Here is a 13,160-nt window from a genome sequence, read left to right on the forward strand (position 1 = left end):
CTGCGCGTGAATTGGTGTCGTCCGTCGATACCGCCACCAGCCCTGGTCGTCATTTACACCTTCGCAAAATGAAAAGGCCACGCTTGTTTTCCCGAATGAATAACGAAGCGTGGCCTCTACCTGATAGGAGCGATTACCCCTCGACGCGCTGCACCTTACCTACCAAGAACACGTAGGAAAGAATGCCAACCGCCGCAATGACCGTCATGTAGATGAAGGCCGGACCGAAGTCAGTTGCCGAGACCAGCAGGCCAATCACGATTGGGGTGGCAATCGAGGACAGGTTGCCGATGAAGTTGAACATGCCACCGGTCAATCCAATCAGGCGCGACGGTGCCAGCGCAGAAACCAGCGACCAGGTAATCGATGCCAGACCATTACCGAAGAAAGCAATGGACATGAACGTGATAACCAGAGCAGTGCTGTCGGTGAAGATGGCACCGATCATGCTCATGGAGAGCAACAGCCCGGTAATGATTGGTAGCTTTCGAGAAGTCCCCAGACTTACTCCACGCTTGAGCATGAAGTCAGAGAGAACACCACTAATCAATACACCCACCAACGCTGCAACAAACGGAAGCGACGTTAAGAAACCAGTCTTGATGTAGTCCATGTGGCGGTAGGTCACCAAGTAGGTTGGGAACCAGGTCAAGAAGAACCACAAGGTAGAGGTCAAGCAGAACTGACCAATGTAGATGCCCCAGAGCTTGCGTCGGCCCAGCACCAGAGCGAAGTCTGCTTTGCTCAGTTTCGCAGCAGGCGCCTTGGCCTGCGAGCTGCCCAAATCTACCAGTCCGCCACCCTCTCGGATGTACTGCAGTTCAGCAGCGTTGGTCCGCTTTGAGTCCACCGGATTGCGGTACATGAAGAACCAGATCAAGCCCCACACGATGCCAACAGCGCCGGTGACAACAAAGACCCAGTGCCAGGTCAGTGCATGCTGCAACCACAGCAGAACTGGGGTCAGCAACGCAAGACCAATGAACTGGCCCGAGGTGTAGAAGCCAATAGCTGTGGCGCGTTCACGCTCTGGGAACCAAGCAGTGACTACCTTGTTATTGATTGGGTACGCAGGTGCTTCAAAACCACCAACGGCCAAACGCAAAACGATCAAGGCAACGAAGCTTCCAGCCATGCCCATAAAGATGGTCGCTACGGACCAGAGCACGAGGCAGATTGGGTACAGCAGGCGGGGCTGTACCCGGTCTACCAACCATCCGCCAGGCAGCTGCATGGCGGCGTAGGTCCAGCCAAAGGCGGAGAGCAGCAGACCTTGCTGTGCAGTATCGAGACCGAATTCCTCGGAGATCAATGGAGCTGCAACCGAAAGGTTTGAACGGTCCATGTAGTTGATGACTACGGTTAGGAACAACATCAACGCTACGGCGTAGCGCATCTTTGTTGCTTTGTCAGTGCTCTTAAGTGTGGCAGCTGACGACACTGTCGACTGAGACATTCGATTTACCATTCTGCGAAGGATCCGTCCTTGTGACGCCAAATTGGGTTGCGCCAGCGGTGACCTTCAGCTGCGCGTTCAATGACGTACTCTTCATTTACATCAACACCCAGACCCGGGCCGTCAGGGATAGCGACCATGCCATCCTCGTAGGCGAAGACCGACGGATCATTGACGTAATCAAGGAGATCGTTGGATTTGTTGTAATGGATTCCCAGGGATTGTTCCTGGATAAAGGCGTTGTACGCGCCGGCGTCAATCTGCAGGTTTGCTGCCAGAGCGATTGGGCCTAGTGGGCAGTGCAACGCTACGGCCACGTCATAGGCTTCAGCCATGGCCGCGATCTTGCGCGCTTCGGTGATGCCACCGCAGTGCGAAGGATCCGGCTGAATAATATCTACTGCCCCACTGGCCAGAACATCCTTGAAGTCCCAGCGTGAGAAGAGGCGTTCACCCAAGGCAATAGGAGTGCTGGAGTTACGCAGCGGTTCCAGCATTGAGTTCACGTTTTCGCTGAGCACTGGCTCTTCAATGAACATCAGCTTGTAGGGTTCTAGTTCTTTGAGCAGGACCTTGGCCATAGGCTTGTGGACTCGGCCGTGGAAGTCGACGCCGATACCTACGTTCTCACCTACGGCATCACGAACTGCCTGAACGTTTTCCAAGCAGCCCTGGACCTTGTCCCAGGTATCGATGTACTGAAGTTCTTCGGTACCGTTCATTTTCACCGCGGTGAAGCCACGATCAACAGCGGCCTTCGCTGCGGCAGCGGTGTCCGAGGGGCGGTCGCCACCAATCCATGAATACACACGGATCTTGTCGCGGACTTTGCCACCCAGCAGCTCGTAGGCAGGAACACCAAGTGCCTTGCCCTTGATGTCCCACAGCGCCTGGTCGATACCGGCCAGCGCACTCATCATGATTCCGCCACCGCGGTAGAAACCGCCACGGTACATCACGGTCCACAGGTCCTCGATGTTTCGTGGATCCTGGCCAATGAGGTAATCAGAAAGTTCTTCCACAGCCGCAGCTACGGTTGATGCACGACCTTCAAGAACTGGTTCTCCCCAGCCGGAAATTCCCTCGTCGGTTTCGATCTTCAGGAAGAGCCAACGTGGTGGCACCATGTAAGTGGTCAGTTTGGTGATTTTCATGCAGACATCCTCATCTCATGGATCGTTTGGTAAGCGTGGACAATCTTGTCCGCTCTGGTTTTCAAATCTTCTAGGCTTCGTCCCGCTTTGTAGAGCGAGGAGCCAATACCAAATCCGGTGGCACCGGCTTCAACCCATTGCTGCATGTTCTCCTCGGTAATACCGCCTACTGGTATCAGGCGAATCTCTTTGGGGAGCACTGCGGTCCAGGCTTTGAAGCCCGCCAAGCCAACTTGCTCGGCCGGGAAAATCTTTACGTTTGTGGCGCCAGCTTCGATGGCGTCAAAGGCATTGCTCGGAGTCGCGGCTCCGGGGAATGATTCCATCCGTAGTGCCACGGTTTCGGCGATGACCGCGACGTTGGTGTTTGGCGAAACGATGATCTGTGCGCCCGCATCGTGGCAAGCGCGAACCTGATCCACGGTGAGTACGGTCCCGGCACCAACAACGGCGTCCGCAGGAAGTGTGCGGCGCAAGATTTCGATACTCTTCAGTGGCTGTGGTGAATTGAGCGGTACTTCTAAAGAGCGAAAACCACTGGCATAGAGGCATTCACCGACGGCCTGCGCTTCAGCCGGGTCAAGGCCACGCAAGATGGCGACAAGCCCTGAGGGACGCAACGAGGATGGATCTTCATTCACGGCGTGAGCCTTTCTATAAGAGTTGTTGGCGAGATAAATGACTTAGATCGAGGTGGTCTGAAACATGCCGAGCGCACTGGCCACGGCCCAGACTCCACGAGGCGCGGTGCCCTGAAGTGCGCGGACTTCGGTGACACCAAAGATCTTCAGTGCCCGTGTGTATCTGGCGCTAAGTTCTTCGTTGCCGCAGATGGTCAGCGCTGGAAGTGCTGAGTCTTGCCAGGCGCCAAGTACCGACCTAATTTCGGCACCAATCATCAATCCGGACAGATAGTCACTGACTTCGGTTTGCTCTAAACGTCCGGTGAGTACCAAGGTGCGCGCCGAGAACGACGTCAGCATGAGGTCCGCATCCCCATTAGAAGATTTGGAGATGTTCACCCCACGTTCAAAGGCATCCCAGCTCACTGAGTCTGTTGGCTTGATTAGTTTGGACAAGATGGACTGGGTGCTGAGTAACCCGAAGGTCTCCCCCGTCATGGAGGTCGAGAATCCGGTGATTGTCCGCCCTTGAACTGTGGCCCACTTTGAGTGGGTGCCGGGTAGCAAGAAGAGCTGCTCCGCCGCATTATCTACAGCTGCATCACCAAGCTCGATTGCGCCGAGAATCTGAGTCTCTTCTCCACGCATGACATCGGGAAGTTCTCTGAGGTCTAGGACGCCGGGAATGATGTGCATTCGTCGGTTCTCGGCAATCTGGACCGAGGCTAGTTCAAAGGTGGGGTCTGCCACGGTGGCGGGCACCTGACGGTAGGTTGCTTCAACCCAGCCCTGCTGGCTGCCAATCATTCCGCAGGCAATGACGGGGATCTGCGGATAGTCTTCCAGCCAGTTATCGCATAGTTCGGCCAGGGCCTGCTCGAATGCTTTATTCAGTGTCAGGGACTGTTCTTTAGCTCGTGCCGCGACCTGCATGATTCCTAGAGCTGCACTTCGTTCGGCCACAATGCTCGCGTCGTTGCCCATGAGGTAGGCACGTGCGGAGGTGGTTCCCCAGTCAAGGGCAATCAGCTGGGCTTCGGCGATGTTTGTCATAACTCCTGTTTCATCTCGTGCACTGCACGAGCTCACTTGAATGTGGTCCCATTCACATGTGAATATTCTCTGAGTCATCCCAATACTTCAAAGAGCGTTGCATATAGTGGGATACAGGATCTTGTTGATTATCAAACCAAGGGGACGTCAATGGCACTCGAAGCTGAACTCAAAGACGAAAATTCAGTTGATGCCCCGCCCGCCGGCACCCTCACACTTGCACGCGGACTAGACATTTTGCGTGCTGTTGGGCGCGGTGCAACTAACCTCAATGAAGTTTCAGCTGAAGCGAACATTGGCAAAAGCGCCGCCCAGCGCATGGTGAAGCTCTTGGTGCAGCGTGGATTCCTGCGCAGCACTCATGGCACTGATTTCAGTTTGGGTCCAGCGCTCATTGAGCTGGGTTTCCACGCGCTGTACCAAAGCCCGGTTCCGGTTATTGCCAAACCAATCCTTGAAGAGTTGGCCCGCAAGTATCAGGACACCGTGCACCTGGCCGTAGAAGACGAAGCGCAGGTGCTCTATGTAGACAAAGTTCCCGGAACTCGTGGCGCACAGATGCGCTCTCGGGTAGGTCAACGAATGCCACTAAGCCGCACCGGCATTGGCAAGGCGTTGCTGTTAGACACCCCGGACAGGTGGGAATCAACCTTCGATTCGGAGTCCCCCATCGAGCAAGCACCGCACCAAACTAAGGCAGCCTTCCTCAAGCGCATGAAGTCCTACGCCAAAGAAGGTATCGCCTTGGATCTGGAAGACAATGAACCTGGAATCCGTTGCGTGGCTGCGCCAATTCGTGATGGCAGTGGAAAAATCATTGCCGCCATCAGCATGTCGGCCACCAATCCATATATGCCGGATGAACGCATGAAGGCACTGAAGACGGTCATGGGAACTACCGCAGCGCAAATTTCGCGCAAGCTGGGATATTCGGGCAAGACCTTCTAATCGTGCTCGTCGCTCACGGCGTAAAACGGTACCCCATCCCTAGCTCAGTCAAAAAGTAGCGGGGGTTGGAAGGCTCAGGTTCCAGTTTGGTGCGCAGCTGCGACATGTATACCCGCAGATAGTTCGCTTCTTCACCGTATTCGGGACCCCAGACCGTGGTGAGCAGCTCGCTACCACCGATCAGCCGATGCGGGTTGCTGGCTAGCACTTCCAGCACTCGCCATTCCAAACGGGTCAGCCGCACCGCTTCGCCATTAACGCTCACCGAATGGCTGGATAGATCAATGCGCAGCCGCCCGTCCGAGGTTTCCACCACGGCCTGGCCCGGGTCCGGGAGTGCACGGCGCAGGGCTGCACGCAATCGCGCCAACAGCTCATCCATGGCAAAGGGCTTGGTAATAAAGTCATCCGCCCCACGGTCCAGGGCATCTACCTTGCTGTGGGACTCGTGCCGGGCGGAAACGACAATAATTGGCACACTTGACCAGCCACGGATTCCGTCAATAACATCCCCTCCTTCAAGATCGGGTAACCCCAGATCCAGCAGGATCACGTCCGGGTGCGCGTCCGCAGCCAACTGCAGGCACTGAAGTCCGGTGGACGCATGCAGCGCACGGTAGCCTCGGGCCTTGAGATTCACCAGCAGGGCACGAGCGATCTGCGGATCATCCTCCACGATCAATACAGTGGTGGTCATGTTCTGTCCTCGAATATCGGCAGGATGAAGACCATCGTGGCTCCCCCGCCCTGAGTATCTTGTGCTTGGACGTCCCCGTCCATGCCCGCGGCCAGACCTCGGGCTACGGCCAATCCCAGCCCCAACCCGGTGGTGTTATCCCTATCGCCATGCCGCTGGAAGGGGCGGAAGATCCGGTCTTTTTCTTCCTGCGGCACCCCTGCCCCATGGTCGATGACCTGAATACGCACGTCGGTGGAGGTGGGGACCGCGCGCAGCTGCAACGGGCTCTCCCCGCCATAGCGCACCGCATTTTCCAACAGGTTGGCCAACACTCGCACGGCCAGTCCGTAGTCTGCGGTCACCGGTGGGCAGTCTGGGGGAATCTCCACCTGCAGGTGCGCCGGACGAATCTGCCCGGCCAGATCGCGCACGGCCGAAGCCACCAGATCCTCAACTTGGATCCGGCTTCGGTGCACCACCAGCTCGCCGGCTTGGATCCGGCTCATGCTCAACAGGTCCTCGATTCGTTCGCTGAGCTGGTCGGCCGACTCCTCAATGGTGGCCAACAGGTCCGCGGTGTCTTCTTCACTCAACACGACATCCTGCATCCGCAGACTGGAGGCTGAAGCCTTGATCCCCGACAGCGGTGTGCGCAGGTCATGGGACACCGCGGCGAGCAATGCTGTGCGCATGGCATTACCGGCGGCCAGTTCCCGGGACTGCAAACGCGCCTCGGCGAGCGCTCGATGTTGCAGCACTGCGGCGATGCGCCCTGCAAAGGCCTCAAAGATTCCCTGATCCGAGGCTTCGCGCGGAATGCCATCGATCAGCAGCAGATGTTCTGCATCTACCGTGATGGCGTAGTCGCTGGTCTCTGCCTTCGCGGGCGCTACTCCAGCCGATGCCACGGTGACCGGAGTCGGCGAGGACTCACTACCCCGCCATACCAGTGCGGCCCCGCGCAGCTGGTAGGAACGGCAGAGCCACTCGAGCAGTGCCGGAACGCGCAGCCCTTCGCGGATCACCCCGCCGGATAATTCAAAGAGCGTGTCTGCCTGGTGCCGGGCTTGGCCGGCCTCGGCGGTGCGCCGTGCTTCGATGTCCACCACCCGTGCCACGCCGGCCGCGACCAGCAAGAAAAGGCTCAGCGCCACGACATTGAATGGCTCATGGATATGCAATTGCCCCGTCGGTGGGGTGAAGAACCAGTTCAGGATGGCGGTGCCCAGTAAGGCCGTTGCCAGCGCTGGCCACCAGCCTCCCAACAGGGCTACGAAGACCACCAGTGTGAGCTGGCTAAGGAAGATCAAGGTCAGCAGTTCGCTTTCACTGCCGCCCAGTAGAAAACCGCTGGCTAGCAAGGGTGGTCCGCAAGCGGCTAAGAGCCAGCCCAGCAGTCGCCGGGTGCCGTTAAGCCGTTGGCGTTTCTGGAAAACATCACGCATGGCCCTTCCTTCGCTACCTGGAAGTGCGGGACTGGGAATGATCATGATGCTGGGATCAGCCGGTGCGGTGGCCTGCTGCGCAAGCTTCAGGGACAGCTGATCGCGCATCCGCCGGCGTCCAGAGCCTGGGAGCTGGGCTCCGATGACCAGGTGTGTGGCTTGTGTGCTTCGGGCGAATCCCAGTAGCGCTTCGCTGATGTCTTGGCCCAGCACCATATGCCAGGTGGCCCCGGCGCTTTCCGCGGCCGTGCGCAATCTGGCAAGCTCGGCTTCTTGGCCTGCTTGATTTGCACCTATGCCGCGTTGTAGAACATGGACCGCCATTACCTCAGCCCCTTGCATCTGCACGGCCTCGTGCAGTGCTCGGCGCAGCAGGGACTCGGACCCGGCACGGCCCGACAGCGCGACGATCAGAAGCGGGTGGACCTGTGGCCCGGTGTTCGACACGTCCATGATGCTCCTTGGCGTTCCGGATCCTAGCCAGTACCCAGTGATCGTACCGGAATACGGTAGCTCAGACACGGTGCCCCACTCAGCCTATGACCGGTTGCTCTTCTGGCAACTTAAACAGCAACCGTCGGTGGCTCAGGGCCAGCGCGGCGGCAGCCGAAACGATCCCCACACGGCCGATGAACATCAGACTGATAATCACCAGTTGGGCGCCGGTGGACAGATCGGCAGTAATTCCCATACTTACTCCGACAGTAGCGAACGCCGAGATGCATTCAAACAAGACTTCTTCCAACGAATGCTCGGTGAGCACCAGTAGTAACAGCGAACCGGCCACCACCGCGCCAACGCCCAATAGGGCTACGGATAGTGCTTGGCGCTGAATCACTGTTCCAATAGCACGACGTCCCACGGTGATCTGCTCATGGCCGCGCGCTTCGCTCCACACTGCGAAGGCGAGCACCAGAAAGGTGCCGATCTTAATGCCACCGGCGGTGCTTGCGCTTCCTCCACCAATGAACATTAGGACCTCTGTAACCAGCAAGGACTCAGACGAAGCCTGCCCATAGTCAATATTGTTAAATCCTGCGGTACGTGGAAAGACGCTCAATCCCATCATGCCCAGTGCTTTACCTCCTGGGGAAAGGTTCCCCAAGGTCTCGGGCCGGTTCCATTCGAACAGACCCAGAAGCAGTGCACCGATCACCAGCAGGCCGACACTTCCCCAGAGGGTCAGCGTGGTGTGTACGGACCAGCTCTTCTTTGAGCCATTGCCACGAAGCAATTCGTAGATCACCGGAAATCCCAATCCGCCCAGAACCACCGCGACGCACAGCGGGACCATAATCCACGGGTCACCTGCGTGGCTGATCAGGCTATCGCTGTAGAGGGCGAATCCAGCATTATTAAAAGCAGAAATCGAGTGGAAGACACCGCCCCAGATGGCGCCAGCCGGATCTGAGGGATTGACCACCCAGAACCGCACCGTCAGCACCAGGGCTATCGCTGATTCGATGGCGAAGGTAGTTTTGGCGACAAAAACGAGTATCCGGCGCACATCGCCTAGGTTTATTGCTTGGGTCTCGGAAGCGGCCACCAGTTGTGTGCGCAATCCCAGTTGTTTGCGCACTAACAACGCCAGAAGTGAACTCAAGGTCATGATCCCGAAACCGCCCACCTGGATCAGCAGCAGGATAAAACCTTGACCTATCTCAGTCCAGTAGGTAGCAGTATCTACCGTAACCAAGCCGGTGACGCAGACAGCGGATACTGCAGTGAACAAGGCTGGCATGAAGCCGCCAACCTCTGGGTCAACTCGCGAGATGGGCAAAAGCAGCATGAGCGTTCCAAACGCAATTGCGGCTAAAAATCCTAGAGGAACCAGGCGGACAGGATTATTCAGCAATGCTTTGCGAACTGGTCCGGTCAGAGCACTGATGACCTGCGCTGCGTCGTGGGAACCCTGAACCCTCATGAACACGATGCTGTCCACCTTTGTGCACTCTGCGAAGTTTTGGTCATACCAATGCATGACGCTGATACATTCCCATTGCACCTCCCCAAGCCCCCGCCAAGACCGGCTCTTAACGCCGTCTTAATGCGCCTTGGAGGAATCTTGATAATGGCTTCACATCACGGCGTTCCCTGTGCTCAACGACACAATTTCTTTCGTTTGAATGCTCCCACTGCCAAAGAAAAAAGACCCTCAATGCCGAGATCTCAAATCTCGCCATCAACCAATCGTATGGATTTTAAACGTATAGATCAAAGGGATTTTCCTCTGGACAGTTCCGGGTCGGCTTGGGCACCAATAGAGTATTTCTGACGCCTCGTAAACGTTCACCCTAACTTGCGCACAATCACTATTTCCTACGTTGACTGGGCTTTTAAAAATATTCCTCCCAATGGGGCGCTTACTTGCCAATTGAGGCGTACTGTACATTTTCGTGAACAAAACAAATGCGCAGATCCAAGGGTCGAATCAGGCACCAGCAGCCAAGGTGCCATCTCGATTGCGCCTGTGGCTGACCGACAGTTCAGTCGGCCAGGAAGACACCAGCAACGAGGACAAGCATGGTGCCAAATGGTGGCAGGTAATGTGCCTTTCAGGTCTGGATTACTTCTCTACGCTCGGCTACCAGCCAGCTATTGCCGCGCTTGCTGCCGGCGCACTCGCACCCTTTGCAACATTGATACTTGTTGCCGTCACCTTGGGCGCCGCTCTGCCGGTATACCGCCGCGTTGCCCAAGAGTCCCCCCACGGCCAAGGTTCCATTGCCATGCTCGAAAGGCTCATGCCACATTGGAAGGGCAAAGTATTTGTCCTCATCCTCTTAGGATTCGCAGCCACCGACTTTATGATCACCGCGACCCTGTCGGCCGCGGACGCTTCAGCACACCTCATTGAGAACCCGTTCACCCCAGACTGGTTCACCGGCAAGGAAGTGCCGATCACCCTAGTTCTACTGATCTTGCTCGGTGCGCTGTTCTTGCGTGGCTTCTCCGAGGTCATCTGGATTGCCGTAACTCTCGTGTTCTCATTCTTGGCACTGAACTTGGTCATCATCATCGTTTCGGCCGCCAACATCATTGGACACCCGGTCACGGTCAGCAACTGGGTGGACTCACTGTTCACCGCGCACGGGGATCCGATCATGATGTTGCTGGTCTGCCTGCTGGTGTTCCCCAAGCTAGCTTTGGGCCTGTCCGGCTTTGAAACCGGCGTTGCTGTCATGCCCCAAATCTCCAAGGCTCCAGGTGATACCGAAGCGAACCCTGCTGGACGCATCAAGGGCGCAAAAAAGCTCTTGACCAAAGCAGCGCTGATCATGAGCGGCTTCTTGGTCCTGTCATCTATCGTGACCACCATCTTGATCCCAGCTCGAGAATTCCAAGCCGGCGGTGAGGCCAATGGCCGTGCACTATCGTGGCTAGCTCACCACCTGATGGGTGACGCATTTGGAACGGTCTATGACATTTCCACGATTCTCATTTTGTGGTTTGCTGGCGCTTCAGCGTTGGCTGGCATGCTGAACCTTATTCCGCGTTACCTGCCTCGTTTTGGCATGGCTCCGGCTTGGGCCAGCGCAGTGCGCCCCCTGGTTCTTGTTGTCATCCTGGTAGCCATTGGCATCACCGTTCATTTTGATGCAAGTGTTGATGCGCAGGGAGCCGCCTATGCCACCGGTGTTCTGGTGCTCATGAGTTCCGCGGCCATTGCGGTAACCATCTCGGCACGACGGCACGGTGAAAGAGGCAAAACAATTCTCTTTGGAACTGCCAGCCTGGTCTTCGTCTACACCACGATTGCCAACTGTGTTGAGCGCCCGGATGGCTTGAAGATTGCTGCCTTCTTCATTGCAGGAGTGCTCGTGGTCTCGATACTTTCTAGGTTCCGCCGCTCCACTGAACTTCGCGCCACCTCGGTCATGTTTGATGACTGCGCAGTGGACATCATCCAGAAAGCCAGCAGCGCTGGGTTGCTCCGACTGATCGCCCACGAGCCGGTGAAGATTTCCAAGCGGCGCTACCTGCACAAGCATCAGCACGCTATCCTTGCCAGCCATATCCCGCAGCGTGCACAGGTGGTGTTCCTGGAAATCAAGGTCAGTGACTACTCGGACTTCGCCCAAGATATTGAAGTTCGCGGTATCACCCGTCATGGTCAATGGATTCTTGAAGCGACAGCCCCATCGGTTTCTACCTCGATTGCGGCCATCTCCATGGCTATTCGAGATCAGTACAAAGTAATGCCACACATCTACTTCCGCTGGACCGAAGGCAATCCACTGCTCAACCTGGCCAAGTTCATCTTCCTTGGACAAGGTGAGATTGCCCCCTTGACCCGCGAAGTCTTGCGCGAAGCAGAGCCTAATCTGCAGCGCCGGCCCTGGGTGCACGTGGGCTAGTCCAAATCATCCGCTTCTGCGCGTCATGCACCAGGTCGGTACCAGCCATCAATGGCCGGCGCCGACCTGGTCAATATCGTCAAGGCACGCGTTGGCACCATCCAATACAACATTCTTGGCCAGCGGCAATTGATGCGAAGCACTTTCGATAATGTGCATCAAGTATCCCCCGGTATTGGGGAAAGCCACCACATCGCCTTTCGCTACCCCTTGCGGGAATTCGAAGCGACGGCGCAGGATTAGTTCTTCCTCGATGCAGTACGCACCTACGAGGAAGCCACTGTATGGGGAACGATCGTGCGCATGCCTTCCCGAAGCTTTGATGAGAATCGGGTCGACCAAGAAGTCCGCGGCAGTAGAACGGCACTGCGTGCGATTCATATGAAGTCCCACCAGGCTCACCCCGTCGTTGCGTTCCTTGGTAAACGCCACCTCGGACAGGGTCAGTCCACACCCATCAAGTAGCGAACGTCCCGGTTCGCAACGCAGCTGGATCCCCCGGGCATTGAGCATCTGGCCTACAGTCTGGGACCCATCAGCACCCCGAGCGATGAGAATCTTCTCCAGCCATGGGCCGCGAATCAGGTCTTGGTGATACGGATACAAAGCGGTGCTGGCCTGTGGCCCAGTGGCGCCCAGCCGGTCAGATTTCCAAGTTAATGTTTCATCACCCTCAGGTACTTCGGCGAGCGCTACCCAGAACCCAGACCACTGCTGCGAATCATCAAGATAAGACATGGGAATACCGCCACCCATATCTACAAATTTCACCTTATGACCCAGCTGTGCCAGGGCGTCTGCAAATTCCAAGGACTCTTGCAAGACTAGTGCCCGCTGTTCGCCGCTGTAGCCGTTAAGGTGGAAGTGCACGCCAACAATGCTGAAAACTTCGGGACTATGTATCTGGGCAAAGAAGTCCAGCCATTGCTGCGCGCTCAGCCCAAACCTGGTGGGCGCAATCGCCGGGTTGCTTGAGGCCAGGCGCAAAGCCACCGGCACCGGCGTTCCGTCACTCGTGGTCAATTCCAAGAGATCCATGACTTCATCGGTGTTGTCCAGGCTCAGCACGACGTTATTTTCTACCGCCAATTTCAGCAACGCTCTAGATTTCACCGCGGCGGTGACAATCAGCGACTCTGGGCTGACACCTCGCCGCAAGCATTGATCCAGCTCATTGAAGCTCGCCACATCTACACCGCATCCCTCGGCCACGGCTTTGTCGATGGCACCCAGGGTCTTGTTGGCCTTGCGTGCCAAATAGATTTGGAAATCAATGTCATGCACTGCCGCGGCATCCCGTAATTCAGCGACGTTCCGGGCCATGGATGAGTAATCATGAACGTTCAGTGGTGACCCGTAATCGGACAGCAATTCTTTGCATAGCTCCGGATCCTGAACCAGGCTCTTCATCCATGGTTCTAGTCGGGCAGTCATGGGCAAGGTT

The 13,160-nt window shown here is 56.7% G+C and carries 10 protein-coding genes; 2 read left to right on the plus strand and 8 right to left on the minus strand.

Going from position 1 to position 13,160, the window contains the following annotated elements; all coding sequences use genetic code 11:
• Positions 1 to 133: 133 nt before the first annotated feature.
• Genes EYR88_RS09415 through EYR88_RS09430 form a run of 4 tightly spaced genes read right to left on the minus strand, consistent with a single transcriptional unit; the run spans position 134 to position 4,286 of the window.
• The gene (locus EYR88_RS09415) at positions 134 to 1,456 is read right to left on the minus strand and encodes an MFS transporter (protein ID WP_131089378.1); all 1,323 of its coding nucleotides are present in this window, start codon (positions 1,454 to 1,456) and stop codon (positions 134 to 136) included.
• 5 nt (positions 1,457 to 1,461) lie between these two features.
• On the minus strand, positions 1,462 to 2,610 hold the full coding sequence (gene dgoD, locus EYR88_RS09420) for a galactonate dehydratase (protein WP_131089379.1): 1,149 nt from the start codon (positions 2,608 to 2,610) through the stop codon (positions 1,462 to 1,464).
• Positions 2,607 to 3,251 (minus strand): 2-dehydro-3-deoxy-6-phosphogalactonate aldolase, encoded by a 645-nt coding sequence (locus EYR88_RS09425; RefSeq protein WP_131089380.1) that lies wholly within the window; start codon positions 3,249 to 3,251, stop codon positions 2,607 to 2,609. Before EYR88_RS09425 ends, dgoD begins: the two co-directional genes overlap by 4 nt.
• 42 nt (positions 3,252 to 3,293) lie before the next feature.
• Positions 3,294 to 4,286, minus strand: a complete 993-nt coding sequence (locus EYR88_RS09430; protein ID WP_165477310.1) for a 2-dehydro-3-deoxygalactonokinase — start codon at positions 4,284 to 4,286, stop codon at positions 3,294 to 3,296.
• A gap of 150 nt (positions 4,287 to 4,436) precedes the next feature.
• On the opposite strand from EYR88_RS09430, the gene EYR88_RS09435 reads away from it, so the two are divergent.
• Positions 4,437 to 5,234: an IclR family transcriptional regulator gene (locus tag EYR88_RS09435; protein WP_131089382.1), complete on the plus strand. Its 798-nt coding sequence runs from the start codon at positions 4,437 to 4,439 to the stop codon at positions 5,232 to 5,234.
• A gap of 13 nt (positions 5,235 to 5,247) precedes the next feature.
• Here EYR88_RS09435 and EYR88_RS09440 read toward each other — a convergent pair whose 3' ends face one another.
• The 3 genes from EYR88_RS09440 to EYR88_RS09450 all read right to left on the minus strand — a co-directional run bounded on the left by EYR88_RS09440 (position 5,248) and on the right by EYR88_RS09450 (position 9,282).
• Positions 5,248 to 5,931, minus strand: coding sequence for a response regulator (locus EYR88_RS09440; RefSeq protein WP_131089383.1), 684 nt, complete (start codon positions 5,929 to 5,931; stop codon positions 5,248 to 5,250).
• Complete coding sequence (locus tag EYR88_RS09445) at positions 5,928 to 7,811, minus strand: ATP-binding protein (protein WP_131089384.1); 1,884 nt, start codon at positions 7,809 to 7,811, stop codon at positions 5,928 to 5,930. The genes EYR88_RS09440 and EYR88_RS09445 overlap by 4 nt, the downstream gene beginning before the upstream one ends.
• Before the next feature lie 79 nt (positions 7,812 to 7,890).
• Positions 7,891 to 9,282, minus strand: coding sequence for a potassium transporter TrkG (locus tag EYR88_RS09450; protein ID WP_131089385.1), 1,392 nt, complete (start codon positions 9,280 to 9,282; stop codon positions 7,891 to 7,893).
• A 622-nt stretch (positions 9,283 to 9,904) separates the two neighbouring features.
• On the opposite strand from EYR88_RS09450, the gene EYR88_RS09455 reads away from it, so the two are divergent.
• Positions 9,905 to 11,716: an APC family permease gene (locus tag EYR88_RS09455; protein WP_131089850.1), complete on the plus strand. Its 1,812-nt coding sequence runs from the start codon at positions 9,905 to 9,907 to the stop codon at positions 11,714 to 11,716.
• 48 nt (positions 11,717 to 11,764) lie between these two features.
• Here EYR88_RS09455 and EYR88_RS09460 read toward each other — a convergent pair whose 3' ends face one another.
• A complete protein-coding gene (locus tag EYR88_RS09460) occupies positions 11,765 to 13,150 on the minus strand; it encodes an alanine racemase (protein WP_165477311.1) in 1,386 nt (461 codons plus the stop codon).
• Between the last annotated feature and the right edge of the window lie 10 nt (positions 13,151 to 13,160).

The sequence above is a fragment of the Arthrobacter sp. S41 genome (assembly GCF_004320535.1).
Classification (GTDB): Bacteria; Actinomycetota; Actinomycetes; order Actinomycetales; family Micrococcaceae; genus Glutamicibacter.

What these genes read in the sequence shown, in the direction of transcription:
- EYR88_RS09415 (WP_131089378.1), bottom strand. Translation starts at nt 1,456, where the DNA reads ATGTCTCAGTCGACAGTGTCGTCAGCTGCCACACTTAAGAGCACTGAC.
- EYR88_RS09440 (WP_131089383.1), bottom strand. Translation starts at nt 5,931, where the DNA reads ATGACCACCACTGTATTGATCGTGGAGGATGATCCGCAGATCGCTCGT.
- EYR88_RS09445 (WP_131089384.1), bottom strand. Translation starts at nt 7,811, where the DNA reads ATGGACGTGTCGAACACCGGGCCACAGGTCCACCCGCTTCTGATCGTC.
- EYR88_RS09430 (WP_165477310.1), bottom strand. Translation starts at nt 4,286, where the DNA reads ATGACAAACATCGCCGAAGCCCAGCTGATTGCCCTTGACTGGGGAACC.
- EYR88_RS09435 (WP_131089382.1), top strand. Translation starts at nt 4,437, where the DNA reads ATGGCACTCGAAGCTGAACTCAAAGACGAAAATTCAGTTGATGCCCCG.
- dgoD (WP_131089379.1), bottom strand. Translation starts at nt 2,610, where the DNA reads ATGAAAATCACCAAACTGACCACTTACATGGTGCCACCACGTTGGCTC.
- EYR88_RS09450 (WP_131089385.1), bottom strand. Translation starts at nt 9,282, where the DNA reads ATGAGGGTTCAGGGTTCCCACGACGCAGCGCAGGTCATCAGTGCTCTG.
- EYR88_RS09455 (WP_131089850.1), top strand. Translation starts at nt 9,905, where the DNA reads ATGTGCCTTTCAGGTCTGGATTACTTCTCTACGCTCGGCTACCAGCCA.
- EYR88_RS09460 (WP_165477311.1), bottom strand. Translation starts at nt 13,150, where the DNA reads ATGACTGCCCGACTAGAACCATGGATGAAGAGCCTGGTTCAGGATCCG.